General features: G+C 69.4%; 18 protein-coding genes. 2 read left to right on the forward strand and 16 right to left on the reverse strand.

Annotated elements, in window-relative coordinates; genetic code table 11:
- Positions 1-8: 8 nt before the first annotated feature.
- The 10 genes from P7L68_RS10660 to P7L68_RS10705 form a co-directional block, all read right to left on the reverse strand.
- Entirely contained in the window at positions 9-1,301 is a 1,293-nt protein-coding gene (locus P7L68_RS10660; protein WP_372005039.1) for an MFS transporter, read from the reverse strand.
- Between the two features lie 387 nt (positions 1,302-1,688).
- Positions 1,689-3,302: a hydantoinase B/oxoprolinase family protein gene (locus tag P7L68_RS10665; protein ID WP_372005041.1), complete on the reverse strand. Its 1,614-nt coding sequence runs from the start codon at positions 3,300-3,302 to the stop codon at positions 1,689-1,691.
- A 4-nt stretch (positions 3,303-3,306) separates the two neighbouring features.
- Positions 3,307-5,343, reverse strand: a complete 2,037-nt coding sequence (locus tag P7L68_RS10670; protein ID WP_372005043.1) for a hydantoinase/oxoprolinase family protein — start codon at positions 5,341-5,343, stop codon at positions 3,307-3,309.
- Positions 5,344-5,357: 14 nt separating this feature from the next.
- Complete coding sequence (locus P7L68_RS10675; RefSeq protein WP_372005044.1) at positions 5,358-6,713, reverse strand: aspartate aminotransferase family protein; 1,356 nt, start codon at positions 6,711-6,713, stop codon at positions 5,358-5,360.
- Positions 6,714-6,865: 152 nt separating this feature from the next.
- Positions 6,866-7,594 carry a GntR family transcriptional regulator gene (locus tag P7L68_RS10680; protein WP_372005047.1) on the reverse strand — a complete coding sequence of 243 codons (729 nt, stop codon included), beginning with the start codon at positions 7,592-7,594 and terminating at the stop codon, positions 6,866-6,868.
- Positions 7,595-7,662: 68 nt separating this feature from the next.
- Positions 7,663-9,363: a dipeptide ABC transporter ATP-binding protein gene (locus P7L68_RS10685; RefSeq protein ID WP_372005048.1), complete on the reverse strand. Its 1,701-nt coding sequence runs from the start codon at positions 9,361-9,363 to the stop codon at positions 7,663-7,665.
- A gap of 17 nt (positions 9,364-9,380) precedes the next feature.
- Positions 9,381-10,229: an ABC transporter permease gene (locus P7L68_RS10690; RefSeq protein ID WP_372005050.1), complete on the reverse strand. Its 849-nt coding sequence runs from the start codon at positions 10,227-10,229 to the stop codon at positions 9,381-9,383.
- Positions 10,226-11,248, reverse strand: coding sequence for an ABC transporter permease (locus P7L68_RS10695; protein ID WP_372005052.1), 1,023 nt, complete (start codon positions 11,246-11,248; stop codon positions 10,226-10,228). Before P7L68_RS10695 ends, P7L68_RS10690 begins: the two co-directional genes overlap by 4 nt.
- Before the next feature lie 76 nt (positions 11,249-11,324).
- Positions 11,325-12,950, reverse strand: coding sequence for an ABC transporter substrate-binding protein (locus P7L68_RS10700; RefSeq protein ID WP_372005055.1), 1,626 nt, complete (start codon positions 12,948-12,950; stop codon positions 11,325-11,327).
- Between the two features lie 187 nt (positions 12,951-13,137).
- Positions 13,138-14,115, reverse strand: a complete 978-nt coding sequence (locus P7L68_RS10705; RefSeq protein ID WP_372005057.1) for a 3-keto-5-aminohexanoate cleavage protein — start codon at positions 14,113-14,115, stop codon at positions 13,138-13,140.
- A gap of 342 nt (positions 14,116-14,457) precedes the next feature.
- On the opposite strand from P7L68_RS10705, the gene P7L68_RS10710 reads away from it, so the two are divergent.
- Together P7L68_RS10710 and P7L68_RS10715 are read left to right on the forward strand one after the other, a co-directional pair.
- Positions 14,458-14,880 carry a Zn-ribbon domain-containing OB-fold protein gene (locus P7L68_RS10710; protein ID WP_372005059.1) on the forward strand — a complete coding sequence of 141 codons (423 nt, stop codon included), beginning with the start codon at positions 14,458-14,460 and terminating at the stop codon, positions 14,878-14,880.
- A gap of 2 nt (positions 14,881-14,882) precedes the next feature.
- Positions 14,883-16,025, forward strand: a complete 1,143-nt coding sequence (locus tag P7L68_RS10715; protein ID WP_372006815.1) for a thiolase — start codon at positions 14,883-14,885, stop codon at positions 16,023-16,025.
- A gap of 152 nt (positions 16,026-16,177) precedes the next feature.
- On the opposite strand, the gene P7L68_RS10720 is transcribed toward P7L68_RS10715, so the two are convergent.
- The 6 genes from P7L68_RS10720 to P7L68_RS10745 all read right to left on the reverse strand — a co-directional run bounded on the left by P7L68_RS10720 (position 16,178) and on the right by P7L68_RS10745 (position 21,929).
- Complete coding sequence (locus P7L68_RS10720; protein ID WP_372005061.1) at positions 16,178-16,684, reverse strand: type II toxin-antitoxin system YhaV family toxin; 507 nt, start codon at positions 16,682-16,684, stop codon at positions 16,178-16,180.
- Entirely contained in the window at positions 16,684-17,010 is a 327-nt protein-coding gene (locus tag P7L68_RS10725; protein WP_372005064.1) for a type II toxin-antitoxin system PrlF family antitoxin, read from the reverse strand. The genes P7L68_RS10720 and P7L68_RS10725 overlap by 1 nt, the downstream gene beginning before the upstream one ends.
- Positions 17,011-17,080: 70 nt before the next feature.
- The gene (locus tag P7L68_RS10730) at positions 17,081-18,145 is read right to left on the reverse strand and encodes a helix-turn-helix domain-containing protein (RefSeq protein WP_372005066.1); all 1,065 of its coding nucleotides are present in this window, start codon (positions 18,143-18,145) and stop codon (positions 17,081-17,083) included.
- Entirely contained in the window at positions 18,142-19,032 is an 891-nt protein-coding gene (locus P7L68_RS10735) for an alpha/beta fold hydrolase (RefSeq protein ID WP_372006816.1), read from the reverse strand. The genes P7L68_RS10730 and P7L68_RS10735 overlap by 4 nt, the downstream gene beginning before the upstream one ends.
- Before the next feature lie 41 nt (positions 19,033-19,073).
- Positions 19,074-20,903 (reverse strand): gamma-glutamyltransferase, encoded by a 1,830-nt coding sequence (gene ggt, locus P7L68_RS10740; protein WP_372005069.1) that lies wholly within the window; start codon positions 20,901-20,903, stop codon positions 19,074-19,076.
- A 90-nt stretch (positions 20,904-20,993) separates the two neighbouring features.
- Positions 20,994-21,929, reverse strand: a complete 936-nt coding sequence (locus tag P7L68_RS10745) for a LysR family transcriptional regulator (RefSeq protein WP_372005071.1) — start codon at positions 21,927-21,929, stop codon at positions 20,994-20,996.
- Positions 21,930-21,946 lie beyond the last annotated feature (17 nt).

Raw genomic sequence — 21,946 nt, forward strand, 5'->3', positions numbered from 1 at the left:
GCAATTCTTCACCCCCGCCGCCCGCCCATCAACCGCACTCCGATCACGGCGGCGGCGGCGCCGAAGCAGAGATACCAGGCCGGGGCATGCGGGTCGCCGGTGACGCCGATCGCCCAGGTGGCGATGAAGGGGGCGAAGCCGCCGAACAGGGTGACGGCGAAGTTGTAGGCGATGGACATGCCCGTGGCGCGGGTCTCAGGGGGGAACAGGCCGGCCATGGCGCCGCCGGCCGGGCCGGTGAACGCGGCGATCGGGATGGCCAGCGCCGCCTGGACCAGGATCAATGTCGGCAGCTGCGGGAAACTGGTGAGGGTGGCGAGTGCCGGCCAGCTGGCGGCGAGCAGCACCAGCGCCGCCGCGGTCATCACCGGCCGCGGGCCCCGGCGGTCGGCCAGGATGGCGAAGCCCGGCACGAAGAGGACGGCAACCGCCAGCGCCACGGCATTGGAGATCAGCGCCCCGTCGGCGGCGATGCCCAGTTCGCGGATGGCATAGGTCGGCATGTAGACCAGGAAGAAATAGGTACAGATCGTCCAGAGGATGGTGATGCAGAACCCGGCCAGCGCCGCGCGGGGATGGGCGCGGATGACGCTGGCCGGAGAGATCCGTGGCGCATGGGGGTCGCGGGCGGCCCGGCGGGCGGCGAATTCCGGCGGCTCTTCCGTATGACGGCGGATGTACCAGCCGATCGGCCCGATGATCAGGCCGACCATGAACGGCACCCGCCAGCCCCAGGCCTCGACCTCGGCGGGGGAGAGCAGGCCGGTGACCAGCGCGCCGGTCAGCGAGCCGGCGAGCAGCGCGGTCAACTGGGTCATCTGCTGAAAGCTCGCCTGGAGCATGCGGCGGCCGGGGCCGGCATATTCCACCAGCCAGGCGGTGGCGACCCCCATTTCGCCCCCCGCCGAAAACCCCTGGATCAGGCGGCCGATCACGATCAGCACCGGCGCCCAGAGGCCGATTTCGGCATGGGTGGGGGCGAAGGCGATGAGCGCGGTGCCGAAGACCATGGTGGTGATCGTCAGGCTGAGCGCCGCCTTGCGGCCGTGCCGGTCGGCCAGCGTGCCCAGCACCAGCGCACCCACCGGCCGCATGGCGAAGCCCACCCCGAAGGTTGCGACCGCCAGCAGCAGCGAGGTCCAGTCCGAGCCGGTCGGGAAGAACAGTTTCGCGATCACCACGGCGAAATAGCCGTAGACCGCGAAATCATACCATTCCAGCAGACAGCCCACCGTCGCCGCGATGATCGGCCTGAGGCGCCGCCGCCGCGTGGTGGCGACCGGAAGCGGTATCGTGGACATGGGCGCTTCCCCCTTCGCCGGTGCCCGTTATCAACCTATGATTATGCGATGGGGCGGGAGAGGCAAGCCCCTTCGGCGGCGGGCGCGGATCCGGTCGATCCCGGTCCTGTTCCTGCAGGCGCCGCAGCTGCGCCGGCGGGCGGTGCCCGTCACCAGCCAGAGGCTGATCTTTGCAGCCTTCCCCAAGGCGCGAAGCCGGCTGGTCGGCGGTCTGTCCGTTGGGGCGGGGATCAGTGCGGCCGGCCTGATCTTCCATCTCGTGACAGGCCGCGGTTCGCCTCAGGCGAAAGATGCGCATCCGCGGGAGACGGGAGGGGAGGAGACGCTGCCTCCCGCGGATGCAGGGCGGTGGAGATCGGATCGGGAGCTACCGGGGAGGAGCCGTCCTCATTCCGCCGCCGCGATCCCGGAGGCGGTGCCGTAGCCGCCACCACCGGGGGTCTCGAAGATGACCTTGTCGCCGCGCTTCAGCGCGATATTGGCCTTGCCGGGCAGGTCGGTGCGGCTGCCGTCGGGGCGCAGCAGGGTCGCGCGCGCCGGGGCGCCGGGCTGGCCGCCCTTCAGCCCATAGGGCGGCACGATCCGGCGTTCGAACATGGTGGTCAGCGACATGCCGTCGGTCAGCACCTCGTAGATGCGGATCTGGCCTTCGCCGCCCTTGTGCGCACCACCGCCGCCCGAGCCGCGACGAAGGGTCTGGCGTTCCAGGCGGAGCAGGTATTCCGCCTCGATCACCTCCACCGGCGTGTTCATGACATTGGTCAGGTGCACGCGGACCACGCTCATGCCGTCGCGGTCGATGCGCGCACCCTCGCCGCCGCCATGGGGTTCGTAGAAGGTTGCCCAGCGGCCATGGGGGCCGGGGCCGCTGAAGATCAGCAGCCCGGCCGAGGTGTTGCCGCCGGCGGTCATCCGCTCGCCCAGCACCGGCTCGAAGGCCATGAACAGGGCGTCCACCGCGCGCTGCGAGGTCTCGTGATTGCCGCCGACCACCGGCTTGTCGGGGCCGGGATCGAGCACCGATCCCGGACGGGTGATGATCTCAAGCGGCCGGTAGCAGCCGCCATTGGGCTGGATGGCCGCCCCCGCCAGCGATTTCACCACGTAGAAGACCGCGGCACCCGCGATCGAGGGCGTGGTGTTGAGCGGGCCTGCGATCGCATCATCGGTGCCCGACCAGTCGAAGCGCGCCCGATCACCCGAAATCTCGACCCGCACCCGGATCGCAACCGGCCGGTCGCCCGGGCCGCCGTCGTCCAGATAGTCGACACCCTCATAGACGCCGTCGGGCAGGGCCTGGATCGCCGCGCGCATCTGCGCTTCCGAGATGTCCTGAAGGGCGGCCATCGCCGCGGCGACGGTGTCGGCGCCGTGGCGTTCGACGATCTCCAGGATCCGGCGCTCGGCGACGCGGGTTGCCGCCACCTGGGCCAGCAGGTCGCCCTCGCGCTCGGCAGCGCCGCGGACATTGGCCAGAATCAGGCCGATCTTTTCGTGGTCGGGCTGGTCGCCGGCGAAGATCCGGGTCGGCGGGATCCGCATGCCTTCCATCCAGGCATCGGTGGCGGCGGCGTAATAGCTGCCGGGCGCCGCCCCGCCGATATCCGCCCAATGGGCGAGCTGGACCGAGAAGGCGAGCAGACGATCGCCGGCGAAGACCGGGCGGATCACCTTGACGTCGGGCAGATGGTTGCCGCCGACATCGGGCAGGTTGAGGATCCAGACATCGCCGGGGGCCAGACGTTCCGCCGGCACCTTTTCAAGGAAGGCGCGGATGGTGAAGGCCATCACGCCCAGATGCACCGGCACGTCATGGCCCTGGGCGATCAGCCCGCCGTCATGATCGGTCAGCGCCGAGGACAGGTCGCCCGCCTCGCGCAGCAGCGGCGACCGGGCCGAGCGCATCACCACCAGCGACATCTCCTCGGCAGCCGAGGTGAGGGCGTTGCGGATGATCTCGACGACGAAGGGATCGACGGTGGTGGGGAGATCGGTGCTCATGGGCTCAGCTCCCGGTCGCGAGGCGGATGTGCAGATGGCCGAACCGGTCGGTCCAGGCGGTGGCGCCCGGCTCGACCACCACGGTCGAGACCGCGTCCTCGATGATCGCCGGGCCTTCGACCTTCAGGTCGACGGGCAGGCGGTCACGGTCGATGCGCGGCGTGTCGACCGGGCCGGTGCCGTCGAACCAGCAGGTGTTGCGGGAATTGACCGGCAGCGCCGCACCGGCCTCTGCGGCGGCCACCGGGGCGGCGGCGATGTCGGTCGCCGGCACCGAGGCGCGCACGCGGATCGATTCCACCTCCCAGGGCTCGTCGGTGGCATAGCCGTAGAGCCGGATATGGGCCGCATGGAAGGCGCGGGTGATGTCGTCCGCCGCCCGCATGCCGGCGACCGGCACCTCGACCGCGTCGGACTGGCCGACATAGCGCAGCAGGGCGGTTTCGGCCGCGGTGATCAGCCCGGCGTCGAAGCCGGCCTCGATCAGCGGCTCGGCCGCCTGGGCGCGCAGCTCGGCGAGCGCGGCGTCGAAGCGGTCTTCCGACCAGTCGCTGCGCTTCAGGCGCACGGTGCGCTGGAGCGTAAAGGAGGGCTCGGCCGAAATGCAGCCATAGGCCGAGAAGCCGCCGGAGACGCCCGGCACCAGGATGTGGTCGATGCCGACCTCGCGGGCGAGACCGCAGGCATGCATCGGGCCGGCGCCGCCGAAGGCGATCAGCGTGCAGCCGCGGATGTCGACGCCGCGTTCCACCGTCACCCGGCGCAGCGCCCGGGCCATGACCGCATTGGCGACCTGCACCACGCCGAGGGCGGTGCCGTGGGTGTCGCGGCCCAGCGCCTCGCCGATCGGCGCCAGCACCTTCGCCGCCGCGTCGAGGTCGAGCCTGATGGAGCCGCCCAGGATCCGCTCAGGATCGAGATAGCCCAGGATGGCATTGGCGTCGGTGATCGTCGGCCGGGTGCCGCCGCGGGCATAGACCGCAGGTCCCGGATCGGCACCGGCGCTGTCGGGGCCGATGGTCAGCCCGCCATGGGCGGCGCGCACGATCGAGCCGCCGCCGGCACCGATCGATTCGATCGCGACCATCGGCTGGCGCACCGGCCGGCCGGCGAGCCGGCGGTTGCTTGCGATCTCGACCACGCCGTCGACGATCAGCGACACGTCGGTGGTGGTGCCGCCCATGTCGAAGGCGAGGGCATGGCCGATACCGGCCTCGGCTGCGGCACCGGCGGCCGCGGCCGCCCCCGCTGCGGGACCCGACATCGCGAGCGAGAGCGGCCGTGCCCGCGCGGCGGCAAGAGAGGTCATGCCGCCCGCAGAGTGGAAGAGATGGACATGGGTGCCCGCCGGCACATGGCCCGCCAGCCGTTCGACATAGGTGGAGGCCAGCGGCATGACGCCCGCATTCAGCACCGTGGTCAGCGTGCGTTCGTATTCGCGCGCCTCGGGGCTGACCTCGTGCGACAGCGAGACATGGGGCATGGCCTCGCGCAGCTTCGCACCCAGCTTCGCCTCGTGGGCCGGCTCGGCATAGGCGTGGAGCAGGGCCACGGCCACGGCGCCGGCGCCGCTTGCCCGGACCTTGCCGACCAGGCGCTCGATCTCGGCATCCGAGGGCGCGACCAGCACCTGACCCTGGGCGTCGACGCGCTCGTCGAAGCCGAAGCAGCAGTCCTGGGGCACGTCGGGGGCGAGCCGCGGCGGGGTGGCGAGGTCGTAGAGGGTCTGCCGGCTCTGCCGGGCGATCGCCAGCACGTCTTCGAAGCCGCGGGTGGTGACCAGCGCCACCGGCGCGGTCTTGCCCTCGACCAGCGCGTTGGTGACCATGGTGGTGCCATGGACGAGTTCCGAGACGTCGGGCCAGCCGAGGCCCACGGCGTCCAGCGCCGCGACCAGGCCGCTCAACGGGGCGGAGGGGACGGTCGGGACCTTGGCCAGGCGACGCTCGCCGGTGACGGTATCGATGGCGACGACATCGGTGAAGGTGCCGCCGATATCGATGCCGACCCGCCAGCGGCGCGGGTTTGCGGAGTTGGTCATGATCGTTCCCGAAGTCATGCGGCGCGGGCCTGGGCGAGGACGGTGTCGAGGGTGCGGGCCAGCTTGTCCACGATCTCGGCCAGTTCCTCGCGGCTGGCGGTGAAGGGCGGTGCCAGCAGCACGTGATCGCCGCGGATGCCGTCGGCGGTGCCGGGCGAGGGATAGCAGATCAGGCCGTTCTCGAAGGCGGTCTCGGCCACCCGGGCGGCGAGGCCCAGTTCGGGGGCGAAGGGGGTCTTGCTCTCGCGATCGGCGACCAGTTCGATGGCGCGGAAGAAGCCGCGGCCGCGGATGTCGCCGACGAAGGGGTTCTGGCCGAAGCTCGCCGTCAGCATGTCGTGAAGCGCCAGGCCGTCGACCCGGCATTTCTCGGCCAGATTGTCGCGGCGGATCACGGTCTGCACGGCAAGCGAGGCGGCGCAGGCAAGCGTGTGGCCGGAATAGGTATGGACGCTGGCGACACGGCCGTCGGCGGCGATGATGTCCTGATAGACCTGTTCGGAATAGATCGCGGCGCCGATCGGCATGTAGCCGCCGCCCAGGCCCTTGGCGATGGTCATGATGTCGGGCTCGACCCCGTCCACCGCCAGCGCCCGCCAGGCCTCGCAGCGTCCGACGCCGCACATCACCTCGTCCGAAACCATCAGCACGCCATAGCGGTCGCAGACCTCGCGCATCCGCCGTGCATAGCCGGCAGGGGCCGGCACGGCGCCGCCGGCGGCCCCGACCACCGGCTCGAAGAAGAAGGCGGCGACGGTCTCGGGCCCCGCGGCGAGCAGCGCCTGTTCGAATTCGACGGCCAGCGCCTCGGCCAGCGCCTCCGGGCCGGTGCCCGTGGTGGCGATCGGCCGGTAGTCATTGGCGGCCGAGACGTGGATCACGTCGAGCAGCGCCTTTTCGTAAGGTGCGCGGCGGGCGGGATGGCCTGACAGCGACAGCGTGCCGATGGTATAGCCGTGCCAGGACTGGTTGCGGGCGACGAAACGGGTGCGGTTGGCGAAGCCGCGGGCGCGCTGAACCTGCAACGCCAGCTTCATCGCGGTCTCGTTGGCTTCCGACCCGCCCGAGACATAGGACACGCGGGTGAGATTGCCGCCCGCCTGTTCCACCAGCAGCTCCGACAGCGCGTCGATCGCATCGGTGGTGAAGGTGGTGGTGTAGCCGAATTCCAGCGCTTCCAGCTGGCCGCGCATCGCTGCCAGAACCTCGGGATGCGAATGGCCCAGGCAGAACAGCGCCGGGCCGCCCGAACCGTCGATATAGCGACGGCCGGCGGCATCGTAGAGATACACGCCCTCGCCTTTCAGCGCCTTGGGCAGGATCTGGGTGGGGGCATGCTGGTTGACCCAGCGATGGGGGCGTCCGGACATCAGGCCACCTCGTATCTTCGATCTTTGATCAAACTTTACGCGCATGCCGACGCCTGTCAAGCGGCACCGGCCGGAGGGGGAGCCGGCACCCCGTCAGGGGCGACCGGGAGCCGGACGGTGCCTCAGCACCCGCCCGGCGAGGGGCAAACAAACTACTCCTCGTCGAGGACGTGTACCTCGGCGGTCGGCTCGACATCGGTGAAGGCTGTGGGATTGACCTCCTGGATGACCTCGGCGGCCTCCATCAGGTCCATGCGGATGGCGTTGGCCGCCGCGACGGGGTCGTGGGCGCGGAGCGCCGCGATCGCCTCGCCATGATTGACCTCGGTGGCCTTCACGCCGCTCTGGTTGTAGCTCAGCCGGATGAACGGTCCCATCTTCAGCCACAGCATACGGATGTGCTGCATCAGCACGTCCGAGTTCGAGGCCTTGTAGATGGTGAAGTGGAAATCCTGGTTGAGCGCGAAATAGGTCTCGGCGTCGTTGCGGGTCAGCGCCTCCGCCATGCCGTCGGACAGCTCCTGCAGGCGGTCGCACTGGGCATCGGTGAAATGGGGCGTGGCCAGTTCGGTCGCATGGCCTTCCAGCAGCAGGCGGATGCCCAGGATCTGCCGGAAGCGTTCATGGGTCATGACCGGCACCTTGACCATGCGGTTGGGCAGCATTTCCAGCGCACCTTCCGCAACCAGCTGGCGCAGCGCCTCGCGCACCGGCATCGCGCTGACATTCAGCGCCTCGGCAAGCGCGATGATGCCCAGATGCTGGCCCGGCAGGAACCGCCCGGCCATGATCGCCTCGCGCAGCCGCGTGTAGATCTGGTCGCGCAGGGTCGTCTTCATGGGCCGGTCGATGCCCGCCAGATCCAGCAGATTTTGCGTCACGTGCGTCTCCTTGGCCCCTGGTCCTCAAGTCTTCCGGCCGATGGCCCGATCGCCGGTTGCCACCGGTGTCAGGCCGCGTCGGGTTCGAAATGCGGGATCGCCGCGATCAGCTCGGCGGTGTAGGGATGGGCCGGGCGGTCGAAGACCGCGGCACTTTCCCCCGCTTCCACCACCTGGCCGCGCCGGAGCACGACCACCGTCTCACACAACATCCGCACCACATTCAGGTCGTGGCTGACGAAGAGATAGGTCAAGCCGGTTTCGCGTCGAAGGCGATCCAGCAAACCCAATACCACCGCCTGAACCGACACGTCGAGTGCGGCGGTCGGCTCGTCCAGGATCAGCAGGCGCGGCTCTACCGCGATCGCGCGGGCGATGCCGACGCGGGCCTTCTGGCCGCCCGACAGCTGGTGGGGGAAGCGGTCGAGCAGCTCGCGCGGCAGGCCGACCCGATCGGCCAGTTCCTCCGCCCGTGCCCTCAGCCCGCGGGTGCCCTGAGGCCCCCCCAGCCGGCGCAGCGGGTCCACGATGCTGTCGAAGGCGGTGAAGCGCGGGTTCAGGCTCTCGGTCGGGTCCTGAAACACGATCTGGATGTCGCGCCGCAGCCGGTGCCTGTGGAAGACCGCGGCCGGGACCTGAGAGATGTCCTCGCCATCGAACAGGATTTCACCCGCGGTGGCATCGACCAGCCGGCAGACCATGCGCGAGATGGTGGTCTTGCCCGATCCGCTCTCCCCCACCAGACCCAGCGCCTGACCGGCTTGGAGACGGAAGGCGACGTCGTCGACGGCATTCACGTCGCCGAAACGCTTGATCAGGCCGCGCAGTTCCAGAAGCGGCGTCGCCGGACTGGCGGTCGCCGCCGCCCGATGCGCCGTCACCTGGGGCCGGGCGGCGAGGGCGGCGGCTTCAGGAGCGGCGGCGACCAGATCGTCGAGCGTCGACTCCCGCCGCGGCGTCGCGGCGACCAGACGGCGGGTATAGGCATGCTGCGGCCGGGAGAACAGCGCAGCCGACGGCGCCGCCTCGACCAGCAGGCCGCGTTCCATCACCGCGATCCGGTCGCAATAGGCGGCGGCGAGGCCCAGATCATGGGTGATCAGCATCATCGACATGCCGCGCTCGCGGGTCAGCGTCGCCACCAGATCCATCACCGTCTTCTGGGTGGTGACGTCCAGCCCGGTGGTCGGCTCGTCGGCGATCAGCAGATCCGGGTGGCAGGCGAGCGCGAGCGCAATCATCACCCGCTGGCACATGCCGCCCGACAGTTCGTGCGGATAGGCTTCCAGCCGCTTCGCCGGATCGTTGATCCGGACCTGGTCGAGCAGTTCGACCGCCTTGGCCCGGGCGCGCCTGCCGGTCAGCCCCTCATGGGCCATCAGCACATCGGCCAGCTGGTCGCCGACCCTGCGGATCGGGTTCAGGGCGGCGCGCGGATTCTGGAAGATCATCGAGATCGCACCGCCGCGCAGCCGCTTCATGGTCGACCGCGAGGCGCCGACCAGATCCCGGCCGCGATAGAGGATGCGGCCGCCATCGATCCGGCCCGCCCGGTCGAGCAGGCCGGTGATCGCATAGGCGGTGACCGACTTGCCCGAGCCGCTTTCGCCCACCACGCCCAGCGCCTGGCCGGGGGCGATGTCGAAAGAGATGCCGCGGATCGCCTCCACCCGGCCGCGGCGGGTGGAAAAGCCGACCTTCAGATCCTGGACGGAGAGCAGCGGCTCTGCGGCATCGGCGCCGGTGTTGCGGCCAGGGGTCCGGGTCATCGTTGCGTGATCCACCATCATGTCCGCATCCTGGGGTCGAGCATGTCGCGCAGGCCATCGCCGAGCAGATTGAAGCACAGCACGGTCGCGACCAGGGCGAGGCCGGGGAAGGCCACGGTCCACCAATAGCCGGTGGTGATGAAGCGGGCGCCTTCGGCGACCATGATCCCCCATTCCGGGGTCGGCGGCTGGACGCCCAGGCCGATGAAGGAAAGGCCTGCGGCGTTCAGGATCGACCAGCCCAGATTGAGCGAGATCTGCACCATCATTGCCGGCATCACATTGGGCAGCAGAAAGCGGAACAGAACCGCGGCCTTGCCGTTGCCCGAGGCGCGCGCGGCCTCTACCCAGCCCAGATCGCGCCGGACATTCACCTCGGCGCGGGCGAAGCGGATGTAGAAGGGCAGGTTGATGATCGCGGTCGCATAGACCACGTTCTCGACCCGGTTGCCGAGGGCGGCCACCAGTGCCATGGCCAGCACGAAAAGCGGGAAGGCCATGACCACGTCGACCGCCCGGCCGGTCACCTTGTCGAAGGTGCCGCCCAGATAGCCGGCCGCGCCGCCGATGGCGGTGCCCAGGGCGAAGGACAGGATGACGGCCGCGACTGCGATGCCCAGGTCGAGCCTGGTCGCCACCAGCACGCGGCTGAAGATGTCGCGGCCGAGCCGGTCGGTTCCGAACCAGTGCTCCGCCGAGGGGGGCGTCAGGGCGTTGGCCACATTGGAGGTGAGCGGGTCGTGCGGCGCGATCGACGGCCCCAGGATCGCGATCACCACCAGCAGCAGGGTGACCAGGGCGGCGCCGGCGGTGACGAGGTTGCCCCGCAGCACCCAGCCCACATGTTTCAGCGTTGCCGTGCTCATTCGATCACCACCCGCGGATCGGCGATCCCATAGGCGAGATCGACCACCAGATTGACCACCACGAAGATGCCGGCCATCAGCAGCACGAAGCCCTGCACCGGGGCGTAATCCGAGGCGAGCAGCGCATCCAGCGTGTAGGAGCCGACGCCCGGCCACGAGAAGACCTTCTCCACCAGCACATTGGCGCCCAGCATGGTGGAGAACATGATGCCGGTGGTGGTCAGCACCGGCAGGATGGCGTTGCGCAGCGCATAGACGTTGACCACCTTCCAGCCCGGCAGGCCGAGCGAGCGGGCGGTGCGGACGAAATCGCCGCCCAGCGCCGCCAGCATCGAGGCGCGGGTCATGCGGGCCAGGGGCGCCAGCACGAACAGGGCCATGGTGATCGCCGGCAGCATCAGCTGGCCGAGGGCGGCCCGGAAGACCTCCATGTCACCGGCGAGCAGCGAGTCGATCAGCAGGAAGCCGGTCACGGATGGGGGGGCGACCAGGAAGACGTCGATCCGGCCGGTGGGGTCGGGCGCCCATCCCAGCAGATAGTAGAAGATGAAGATCAGCAGCAGGCCCGAGACGAAGGTCGGCATCGCCACCCCGGCGGTGCAGACAACCCGGACCATGTGGTCCAGCACCGATCCGGGCATCAGCGCCGCCAGGATGCCGAGCGGCAGGGCGGTCGCGAGCGCCAGGATCAGGGCGACCACGGTGAGTTCGAGCGAGGCGGGCAGGCGTTCGGCCAGATCGTCCAGCACCGGACGGCCGGTGGTCATCGAGGTGCCGAGATCGCCGGTCGCGACATCGCCCAGATAGAGGATCAGCTGTTCGGGCAGCGAGCGGTCGAGGCCCAGCTTCTCGCGCATCGCCTGGATTTCGGCCTCGCCGGAATTCGGGCCAGAGGCGAAGAAGACGGCCGGATCGCCGGGCAGAAGCCGCATCAGCACGAAGGTGAAGACCAGCACGCCCAGCAGCACCGGCAGGGCGGCGGCCAACCGTCGGGCGGACCGGTATGCGATCGAGCGCATGGGGGTCGTCCTTTCCCTGAGGCGGGTGGCTGCCCCCTCCGCCAGGCCGGAACCCGGCGGAGGGGACAGGGCGGCATCACTTGGTCCGGGTCAGGCTGCGATAGTCGGTCTGACGGTGGAACCAGTAGGTGAAGCCGTCGATGTTCCTGGCCATCACCGCATCGAGGGCGGGCTGCCAGAGCATCACGACCGGGACCTCGTCGGCGGCGATCTTGACCATGCGCTTCGCGGCCGCCTCATAGGCCGCAGGGTCGCGCTCGTAGCGCGCCTTGGTGGTCAGCTCGGCCAGTTCCTCGTTCACGAACGAGCCGTAATTCCACCGGGTCTCACCCTGGAAGAACACCCGGAAGAAATAGTCGGCCGACGGCAGCCAGGCGATCGCGCTCTCGGTGAAGAAGGGCAGCTTCTTTTCCGAGATCAGGGTGCCCATCTGCGCATCCGGCACCTTCTCGACGGTGACGTCGATGCCGATCTTGCCGAGCGATTCCTTGATCAGCGCCGCGATCGGCTCGCTGGTTGCAGCCGAGCCGACATTGAACGAGAAGGTGGTCTTGAAGCCGTTGGGGAAACCGGCTTCGGCCAGCAGGCCCTTGGCCTTGTCGAGATTGGTGGCATAGGGCAGGCGCTGCGGGAACTTGCCGTTGTCGGGCAGGTCCTTCCAGCTGGCTCCCCAGAGCGGCGCGCCGCGGCGATAGAGCGCGGCGGTGAACATGTCGTCGAAGGGCAGCGCATGGGCAACCGCCTGGCGGACCTTGACGTTGTCGAACGGCGCCATCCGGGTGTTGAAGGCGATCATCTGGAAGGCGTTGACCTGCGGGATCGACACCACCTTGACGGCGCCGCGATCCTTCAGCGCCAGCACGTCGCTGGACTGCAGGTCGATCGAGAGATCGGCGTCACCACGCTCGATCAGGCTGGCGCGGGTCGATGCCTCGGGCACGGTCTGGACGATGATCCGCTTGAAATAGGGCAGCGGGCCGCTCTTCCAGTCGTCGAAACGGTCCAGCACCACCTGCTGACCGGCCTTGAAGGACGAGACCTTGTAGGCGCCGCCCGAGGCCTGGTTCTCCTTCAGCCACTCGGTCGCCCAGGGGTCCTCGGCGGTGGCATGCTGCCTGGCGAGCTTCGAATTCAGGATGACCGGGAAGACCACGGCTAGGTTCGGCACCGCCAGCCGGTCGGGCTTGTCCAGTGTCACCTGAATGGTGCGCGCGTCGATGATCTTGAACTGGTCGGGCGACTTCAGCGAGCCGGTGGCCATCTGTGCGCCCGGGCCCTTCAGCGACACCGCGCGGTCCAGCGACCACTTCACGTCCTCGGCCGTCACCGGCGAGCCGTCGTGGAAGGTGGCGTCGGGGCGCAGCTTAAATGTGACGGTCAGGCCGTCATCGCTGATCGTGAAGCTTTCGGCCAGTTCGCCCTTCATCTTGTCGAAGTCGTAGATATAGCCGTCGCCGAACTTCTTCCGGTCCCAGCTGACCAGCCGGTCGTAGATGTTCCAGTTCAGGCCGAAGCCGTCGCGGGTGATCCCCTGCATGCCGGCGTCCAGGGTGTTGACCTGGCCGCCGGTCACCACGCGCAGCGTCTCTTCCCGGCTCTGGGCCTGGGCGGCGCCGGCAATGGCCGTCAGGGTCAGCGCCGCCGAAGCGGCGGCGGCAATCAGGCGGGCGCGCAGGCGCCCCCTCGGCCGTGTGTGCAGCATTCCTGCCTCCTGTCGATGGTCCCGTGTGGTTTTTTTGCCCGTGCGGTTCTTGTCTGGTCCGTCTCGGTCTGGGTCGTCTCGGGGGCTTCAGACGGGTGGTTTGCCGCTCGCCGCCCGGTGCCTTGCGCTCCCCGCAAGGGGCCACCGGACGGGAGGGGGATGGTGCGGAAGGTCTGCGTCCTGGCAATCAGGCGGCGGCGGCCCTCGACGGCACGCCCAGCATGGCGCGCGCCTCTTCGGGGCTCGCGATCGGGCGGCCCAGTTCCTCGACGATCCGGCGGATCTTGGCGACCTGCTCGGCATTGCTTTCGGCCATCTTGCCGGGGCCGGCATAGAGGCTGTCCTCAAGCCCGACGCGGACATGGCCGCCCATGGCAGCCGCCATGGTCGCGAAATTGATCTGGTGGCGGCCGGCGGCCAGCACCGACCATTCGAAGGCGTCGCCGAACAGCCGGTCGGCGATGGTCTTCATGTGCATCAGGTTGTCGGGGTCGGCGCCGATGCCGCCCAGGATGCCGAACACCATCTGCACGAACAGCGGCGGGGTCGCGAGCTTGCGGTCCAGGAAATGCGCCAGCGTGTAGAGATGGCCGACGTCGTAGCATTCGTATTCGAACCGCGCCCCGCGACGCTCGCCCATCTCGCGCAGGATGGTTTCGATATCGCCGAAGGTGTTGCGGAAGATGACGTCCTTCGTCGCCTCGACATAGGGCTTCTCCCAGGGGAAGCGCCAGTTCTGGTAGCGCTGGCCCAGGTCGGAATAGACGAAGTTCATCGATCCCATGTTGAGCGAGCAGATCTCGGGCGAGAGGCCGAGGGGGCCTTCCAGCCGCTGTTCCATGGTCATGGCGGTGGAGCCGCCGGTGGTGATGTTGATCACCGCATCGCATTGCTGGCGGATGCGCGGGACGAAGCCCTCGTAATGGGCAAGCTTCGGGCTCGGCCGGCCGTCCTCGGGGTCACGCGCATGCAGATGCAGGATCGCGGCACCGGCTTTCGCCGCATCCACCGCCTGGGTGGCGATGTCGTTGGGCGTGTAGGGCAGATGCGGGGACATGGTCGGCGTGTGCACGGCACCGGTCACCGCACAGCTGATGATCAGCTTCTTGCCGCGGGTGCGGGTCTTTGCGGGCGCATCGGCCGCGGTTTCAGGCGCTCCTGCCATCGGGGAGGGTCCTCGTCCTCGGGGGTATGAAATCAGGGGGCATGCCCGTCCGGCCACGGTTGGTTCCATGCCATCGTATTCATACGACGGCCAGAGGATACCGGGCCCGCCGGGCGGGGAAGACGCTCGACGGAAAGCCGCCGGGGGAGGCGGCCCACCGGGCAGGCATGCGGGGGGAAGCTGGTGGTGAGCGATTGATGCTCGATCTTTGATCAAAGATTTGATCATCTGGCCCCCGCTTGTCAAACTCCTTTCTGCCCCGGCCGTCGTCGAAGACGGCCTTCGGACATGAGCCTCCGGGTATGGACCCGGGGCATGACACACCACAGACGGGGGTAACCGATGCTGAGAGGCAGCCTGCCCGAACCGACGCCGCAGACGGCCTGGTTCTGGGATGCGACCCGCAGGGGAGAGCTTTACGTTCAGGAATGCACGGCCTGCGGCGGTCGCCATTTTCCGCCCCGGCCCTTCTGTCCGGCCTGCGGCGGGCGGGAGGTGACGGCGCTGAAATGTAGCGGCCGGGCGACGCTGTGGAGCTATGTGATCAACCACATGGTGCCCAAGGGCGGTGACGGCCCCTATGTGGTGGCAGTGGTGCGGCTGGAAGAGGGGCCGCTGATGATGACCAATATCGAGGGCTGCCCCCAGACGCCCGAGGCGCTGCCGCTCGACATGGCGCTGGAGGTGGTGTTCGAGCCAGTGTCCGAAACCATCACCCTGCCGAAATTCCGCCCGGCGGCCGACAGCAACGGAGCCGGCGCATGAGCCTGACCCGCCCCCTGGCCTCGATCGTGGGTGCCGCCGAGACCACCCGGCTCGGCGTGCTGCCCGACATGTCGGAACTGGATCTGCATGCCGATGCGGCGCTGAATGCGCTGGCCGATTGCGGCCTCACCCCGGCCGATATCGACGGCATCGCGACCGCGGGCGAAAACCCGGCGATGCTGGCCCAGTATCTGGGCATCACCCCCACATGGGTGGATGCCACCAATATCGGCGGCTGTTCCTTCATGACCCATGTCGCCCATGCCGCGGCGGCGATCCGGGCCGGGCTCTGCCGCACGGTGCTGATCACCCATGGCGAAAGCGGCCGCTCGCGGGTCGGCCATGTTCCCTGGACGGTGCCGCCCCATTCGCTGATGGGCCAGTTCGAACTGGGCTACACCCCGACCATGGCGGCGACGCTGTTCACCCTGCCGGCGCTGCGCTACATGAAGACCTTCGGGGTGACCGAGGAAGATCTCGCCCGGGTGACGGTGGTGCAGCGGCAATGGGCGGGTTTTCACCCGCGCGCCTTCCGCCGCGATCCGGTGACGATCGACGAGGTGCTGGCCTCACGCATGATCGCCTGGCCGTTCCGCATCCTGATGTGCTGCCTGGTCACCGATGGCGGCGGCGCGCTGATCCTGACCGCCCCCGACCGCGCCGCCGATTTCCCGACCCGCCCGGTCGACGTGATCGGCACGGGCGAAAGCGTCGAGCATCTGATGATTACCGAGATGAAGGACTACACCAGCTCCCGCGCCTTCCGGGTGGCCGGTGATCAGGCCTTCGCCGCGGCCGGTATCGACCGGGCCGATGTCGACCATCTGATGATCTACGACGCCTTCGCCCATGTACCGCTTTACGGGTTGGAGGCCCTGGGCTTCGTGAAACCAGGCGAGGCGGCCGGCTTCATCGCCGACGGCCACACCGCCCCCGGCGGCCGCCTGCCGATGAACACCAATGGCGGCGGCATCAACTACATGCATTCCGGCATGTACGGCATGTACGCGCTTCAGGAAGCCGTCCGCCAGATGCGCGGCACGGCGCCCCAGGGGGCACAGGTCAGGGACGCCCGCATTTCGGTCGTCCAGGGCGTGGGCGGCATGTTCGGCACCGCCGGCACGGTCATCCTGGCCCGCCGCTGACGGGGGCCGCGGGTGGGCCGGTCGGCCGTTCGAGCAGTTGCAGGCCGTGCCCTTGCGGGGGGGCGACGATTGCGCGGATCGTGCAATCCGCCTCACGCGGGTGGAAAGCTCTGCGGATTGGCGGTGGCCGGCCTCGCGGCATCCGGGGCGGGTCAGTCGACCGCCATGTCTTTCAGGTTCTGCCGGAACTGCCCGGCGGCCGCTTTGGCGGCTTTGACCAAGGCGTCAAAGTCGTCTGGCGGGTTGCCTCCGTCGAGCATCGCCTGGAACACGGCATAGGCATCCGTCCGGCTGCCATAGGCGCGGAGGGTTTTCTCGTCGTTGACCCAGGTTATGACGATGATCTTTTCCCGGCTGTCGAAGCGGTAGAACAGTCGGTATTGCTGGAGGAATTTCGCACGGAACCAATGCTTCCTGTGGTCTCCGAGAGTGCCGCCCTGTCGAAACTGAGGCGCGCCCGGATCCGCCGGGATGATCTCGCTGATCAGCCGCAGGACAGCAGCCAACCGTTTCGCGCTGTTCTTCTTGTGCCAGGTTTGGGGATCACGCTCCCGGCGGGTCTTGACATCCGCCAGCAGGTCCGCAGCCTGTTCCAGGAAGAGCGGATGCGCGTAGACGGACCAGCCGTTGGCGATGATCGGTGCCGCAGCCGACCCCATTACTCGTCGTCGTCGGACAGAGGGGCGTCGAGATCGACATCCACATCCTTGAGCAGCACCTTGAGCTGCTCGACGAAGCTGCTGTCAATGGCCATCAGGCGCTCAGGGTGTGCGCTGATATCGGCTTCAAGAAGATCGAGGAAGGCACCAAGTGCCGGATCGCCATCATCCGCATGGGCAGCTTCGATATAGACCCGCCCGTTCGGCTCGGTGAGATAGCGGATATGATCGCCCTTTTCGAGGTTCAGCTGCTTCCGCACGCCGCTTGGCACCGTCGTCTGATAGCGATCGGTCAGCTTCGAGATTTCCTGAGCGAGTGCAGGCATGGCTGCCTCCTGTTCGGCCGGTCTAAATCACTTGAAACAAAAAGTAATGCATTTGCATTGTCGCGTCAAGCTACACCATTCCCCGCCCCCGCCGATCCCGCCGCCAGCCGCTGGGGGTGGTGCCGGTGACCCGGCGGAATTCGCGGTTGAAGTTGGATTTGGTCTGGAAGCCGGCATCGAACATGATCCGGGTGACCGGCTCGTCGGTGGTGGAGAGCAGGCGGCAGGCCTCGGCCACGCGGTGGTCGTTGACCAGCTGCGAGACATTGCGATCCAGGCGGCGGTTGACCGCGGCCGAGAGGCGGCGGGCCGGCAGGCCCAGGCGGCGGGCCAGGCGGTCGAGGGTGAGATCGGGGTCGCGATAGGGCGCGCGGTCCCGCATCAGGGCGTCGAGGCGGTCGATGATCGCCTGATCTTCGGCGAGGTCGTCCTCGTCAGCCGCAGGCTCGTCATCCTGTGCCGTCTTCGCTTGTGGCGGTTCCATCGGCGCCGCCGGCCGGGGCGGCGGGGCAAGGCCGGTGGTGGCGATGGCCCAGGCGCCGGCGGGCAGGGCGATCAGATTGGCGGCGGCCACGATCAGCGCCGCATGCCGGCCGGCCGAGACTGCGACGTCGAGGGCGATGGCGAGGTCGACCAGGGCGAAGCCGGCCAGCACCAGCCCGACCAGCCGCATGGCCCGGATCGCCGCCGGGGCATCGCCCAGCCGCGCCGCCGCCAGCGCATCGGGGCCGCGGGACGCGAGGCGCAGCAAGGCCGCGGCATAGCCGAGGAAGATCACCGCCAGCACCGCATCGATCGGCGCCCGCCAGACCGTCCAGATCCCTGAGAGCAGGGCCACCAGGGCGACGGGCAGCAGATGCCACCAGAGGGTGCGGGTCCGCGGCCGGGTCAGGCCGGCGAAGCACAGCCAGGCGAGCGGTGGCAGGGTGGCGGCGACCACCGGCTGAAGGGCGCGGATGGCCGCGAGATCGGTGCTCCAGCGCAGCCCGACCACGACGAGATCCAGCGTGCAGGCGGCAACGAACACCACCTGCGGCGTGATCCGCCGGCCGGGCTCTCCGCCCGCGACCAGCCGTGCGCCGAGGATGGCGAGCAGCAGCGCGCCGACGAAGGGCAGAGGCAGGGACGGCATCATGCGTGGCGGGCAAGCTCTGCCACCGCGCGGGCGAAGGCCGCGGGCGCTTCCTGGGGAATGTTGTGGCCGATGCCCGGCAGCACCTCGTAGGACCGGGGCCCCTGAAACTGCCGGCGGTCGCCGTCGCGGCCCTGGGGCGGATCGACCCCGTCGCTGCCGCCCTGAAGCACGATCGCGGGCACGGTGATCGGCGGCTGGGCCGCAAGCCGCTGCTCGATCGCCGCATGGGCGGGGTCCCCCGCCACCAGCGCATAGCGGTGGCGATAGGAATGGATGACGACCTCGACGAAATCGGGGTTGTCGAAGGCTGTGGCGGTTTCGGCGAAGGTCGCGTCGTCGAAATCCCAGTCCGGCGACCAGAGTTTCCACAGCAGCCGGCAGAGATCGCGGCGGTTCCGTGTGAGACCGGCCCGGCCGCGCTCGCCGTGGAAATAGTACTGATACCACCAGCGATGCTCGGCTTCGGGCGCCGCCGGTGCAGATGATGCGGCGATGTTCTGGATGTTGTAGCCCGATCCGCCGCTCACCAGCCCGCGCACCCGTTCGGGCCAGAGGGCCGCCACGATGCAGGCGGCGCGCCCGCCCCAGTCATAGCCGGCCAGCACGGCGGGCGGCAGGTCGAGCGCCTCCAGAAAGGCCAGAAGATCGGCGCCGAGTGCCGCCTGTTCGCCCGATCGCGGCGTTGCGTCGTCGAGGAAGCGGGTCGGGCCATAGCCGCGCAGCCAGGGGATCAGCACCCGGTGCCCCGACGCGGCAAGGATCCGTCCCGCGCCGGTCATGGCATGAACGTCGTAGGGAAAGCCGTGGAGCAGGACCACCGGCGGGCCATCCGCCGGGCCGGCTTCGAGATAGGCGGCCTCCAGCTGCCCGGCCCGGATGCGCTTCATGTCCATGCGCCTGGTCTCCCTTCCTGTCACTGATCCACGACTCACCGGCCCGCGGCAATGCCTTCACGCCTGGGATCGGAGCCGCCGAGCAGGGTGCCGTCGGGGTGGATCCGGATCAGGTTCAACCCGCTGGTCATCTCGGCGGTCGCGGTCTGATCGCCCAGCAGGCCGAGCCCGGTGATCAGGGCTTCGGCCCCGGTCCCGGCCTCGATCTCGGTCGGGCCGTTGCGGTTCAGCACATGGGGCAGTTCCGCCGCCGCCTGCGGGTCGAGGTCGAAATCGATCATCGCAGTCAGCGCCTGGGCGACATAGCCGATGATCCGGCTGCCGCCGGGGGAGCCGGCGACGATCGCCGGCCGGTCGTCCGGGCCGTAGACGATCGTGGGCGCCATGGAACTGCGCGGCCGCTTGCCCGGCTCCACCCGGTTGATCACCGGCCGGCCGTCGATCTCGGGCCGGAAGGAGAAATCGGTCAACTGGTTGTTGAGCAGGAAGCCGCGCACGAACACGCCCGATCCGAAGGCGCCTTCGACGCTGGTGGTCATGGAGACGACATTGCCGTCGGCATCGACGACCGACAGATGCGAGGTGCCGTTCTCGTGCCGGCCCGGATCGGCCGCCAGCGCCAGGGTCTGGGCCCCCGGCGGCAGGCCGGCCGGGGCCGGCGCCGGCAGCGCCTTGCCCGGCTCTATGGTACGCGCGCGGGTATCGAGATAGACCGGGTTGATCAGCCCGGCCACGGGCACCGGCACATGGTCGGGATCGGCCACCCAGCGGTCGCGATCGGCGAAGGCGAGCTTCGATGCCTCGGCGAGCAGATGGATATTGGGCAGGCCGAGCGGCCCCTGCGCAGGATCGAGCCTGTGGCGATCCAGCAGCCCCATGATCTGGCCGATCGCAAGCCCGCCCGACGAGGGCGGACTCATGCCGCAGACGTCGTGGGCATGATAGGGCACGCAGACCGGCGGCCGCTCCACCACCTGATAGGCGGCAAGATCGGCCTCGGCGATCCGGCCGGGATTGTCGGCGCGCGCAGCGGCGGCCGCGACCAGATCGGCCCCGATCGGCCCGGCATAGAAGGCGGCGGCGCCGTCTTTCAGCAGGGCGCGCAGCGTGTCGGCATAGTCGGGATTGGGCAGCAGCGTACCCGGGACGGGCGGCTGGCCCCCCGGCAGGAAATGCGCCATGGCCTGCGGATCCTTGCGGAGCGAGGCCGAGGCGCGGGGATCGGCGAGCAGGGCGGCGAGACGCGGCGAGACCGGCACGCCGGCCTCCGCCAGCGCAATGGCCGGCTGGAACAGCCGTGCCAGCGGCAGCCGGCCCCAGCGCTCGTGAAGCGCAAAGAGCAGCGCCGGCACCCCCGGCACCCCCACCGACCGGCCGCCGGGCACCGCATCGCGGAAGCCCATCGGGCTGCCGTCGGCGGTGAGGAAGAGGTCGGGCCCGGCCGCGGCGGGGGCGGTCTCACGCGCATCCAGCGTGGTCAGCCGGTCTGTGGCGGCATCATGGTAGAGCACGAAAGCGCCACCGCCGATACCGCTCGACTGCGGCTCCAGCAGGCCCAGCATCAGCTGCACGGTGATCGCGGCATCGGCGGCGCTGCCGCCATCCGCCAGCACCGCACGCCCGGCATCGACCGCGAGCGGATGGGCTGCGACCACCATCATCCGTGTGGCGGCAACCGGGCCGCGCGCCGCGGCCCGACCGGTCGCGGCCTCGGGCGCCGCGCGGCCATCGGTCATCGACGGTCCGGCGGGGGCGGCGGTCGTCTGGGCCAGAACCGGTGTGATCACCACCGGGCCGGTCAGAACCGAGGCGAGCAGGGCCGCCGCTATCCCGGCGGCGGCGGATCGGCGGAGGCGGGCAAGCATTGGCGGATCCGGCTTTCATGGCCGGCGGCGGTGATCTCCGCCGGCGGAGACGGGGCAGGGCCGTCATCATGCCACCTCGGGCGGAAGGCGTCAGCCCCGCTGCGCGTCTGCGGCGATTCCGGGCGGGGCCTCCCACACCGGCACCGGCCGGCCGATGCGGTGCTGAAGCGCGTCGACGAAACGCCGCACCCGGGCGGGGGTCAGGGTGGCCGAGGGCTGCACCGCCCAGATGCTCCATTCGGGCAGCGGCACGACCCCGTCCAGCAGGGCCACCAGCCGGCCGTCGCGAAGATCCTCCGCGACGTCCCAGAGCGATTTGACCGCGATACCCTGGCCTGCACGGGCGGCGTCCGAGATTGCCTCGCCATGATTGGTCTCGTAGCGTCCGGTGACATGCACCGCCACCTCCCGGCCATCGGCCAGGCGGAAGCGCCAGATGCGGCGGCCGGCCTCGATCAGGCAGTCGTGACCGGCCAGATCGGCGACGTCGGCCGGTGATCCGCGGCGGGCGAGATAGGCGGGGGCCGCCACCACCAGCCGCCGGCCGGGGGCCAGACGGCGGGCGACGAGCCGCGAGTCCGACAGCGCGCCCACCCGGATCGCCAGATCGAAGCCGCGTTCCACCATGTCCTGGACGCTGTCGGTCAGTTCCAGTTCGATTCTGAGATCGGGATGGGCGGCCAGGAAGTCGCCGATCCAGGGCGCGATATAGCGCCGGCCGAATGTCGCGGAGGCGGTGACCCTGAGCGTGCCGGCCACCCGTTGCGTGCCGGCCAGGGCGGCCCGCGCCTCCTCGACATCGGCCATCAGCCGTGTCGCATGCTCCAGGAACAGCGCGCCGTCGGTGGTGAGCGCCAGCCGCCTTGTGCTGCGGGCGAAGAGCCGCGTGCCCAGATCCTCTTCCAGTGCCCGCAGACGCTGGGTGGCGGCCGTCGCCGACAGGCCCATCTCGCGGCCGGCACGGCCGATGCCGCCGGTGGCGGCGGCACGCAGGAACAGCTGAACGGACCGCAGGTCGAGGCTCATTCTTCTGGAAATCCAAA

Origin of the sequence: Tistrella mobilis (assembly GCF_041468085.1) — a bacterium.
Classification (GTDB): Bacteria; Pseudomonadota; Alphaproteobacteria; order Tistrellales; family Tistrellaceae; genus Tistrella; species Tistrella mobilis_A.

Coding starts and splice junctions, on each gene's coding strand:
- P7L68_RS10660 (WP_372005039.1), bottom strand. CDS start 1,301: ATGTCCACGATACCGCTTCCGGTCGCCACCACGCGGCGGCGGCGCCTC.
- P7L68_RS10665 (WP_372005041.1), bottom strand. CDS start 3,302: ATGAGCACCGATCTCCCCACCACCGTCGATCCCTTCGTCGTCGAGATC.
- P7L68_RS10670 (WP_372005043.1), bottom strand. CDS start 5,343: ATGACCAACTCCGCAAACCCGCGCCGCTGGCGGGTCGGCATCGATATC.
- P7L68_RS10675 (WP_372005044.1), bottom strand. CDS start 6,713: ATGTCCGGACGCCCCCATCGCTGGGTCAACCAGCATGCCCCCACCCAG.
- P7L68_RS10685 (WP_372005048.1), bottom strand. CDS start 9,363: ATGACCCGGACCCCTGGCCGCAACACCGGCGCCGATGCCGCAGAGCCG.
- P7L68_RS10690 (WP_372005050.1), bottom strand. CDS start 10,229: ATGAGCACGGCAACGCTGAAACATGTGGGCTGGGTGCTGCGGGGCAAC.
- P7L68_RS10695 (WP_372005052.1), bottom strand. CDS start 11,248: ATGCGCTCGATCGCATACCGGTCCGCCCGACGGTTGGCCGCCGCCCTG.
- P7L68_RS10700 (WP_372005055.1), bottom strand. CDS start 12,950: ATGCTGCACACACGGCCGAGGGGGCGCCTGCGCGCCCGCCTGATTGCC.
- P7L68_RS10705 (WP_372005057.1), bottom strand. CDS start 14,115: ATGGCAGGAGCGCCTGAAACCGCGGCCGATGCGCCCGCAAAGACCCGC.
- P7L68_RS10710 (WP_372005059.1), top strand. CDS start 14,458: ATGCTGAGAGGCAGCCTGCCCGAACCGACGCCGCAGACGGCCTGGTTC.
- P7L68_RS10720 (WP_372005061.1), bottom strand. CDS start 16,684: ATGGGGTCGGCTGCGGCACCGATCATCGCCAACGGCTGGTCCGTCTAC.
- P7L68_RS10725 (WP_372005064.1), bottom strand. CDS start 17,010: ATGCCTGCACTCGCTCAGGAAATCTCGAAGCTGACCGATCGCTATCAG.
- P7L68_RS10730 (WP_372005066.1), bottom strand. CDS start 18,145: ATGATGCCGTCCCTGCCTCTGCCCTTCGTCGGCGCGCTGCTGCTCGCC.
- P7L68_RS10735 (WP_372006816.1), bottom strand. CDS start 19,032: ATGAAGCGCATCCGGGCCGGGCAGCTGGAGGCCGCCTATCTCGAAGCC.
- ggt (WP_372005069.1), bottom strand. CDS start 20,903: ATGCTTGCCCGCCTCCGCCGATCCGCCGCCGCCGGGATAGCGGCGGCC.
- P7L68_RS10745 (WP_372005071.1), bottom strand. CDS start 21,929: ATGAGCCTCGACCTGCGGTCCGTTCAGCTGTTCCTGCGTGCCGCCGCC.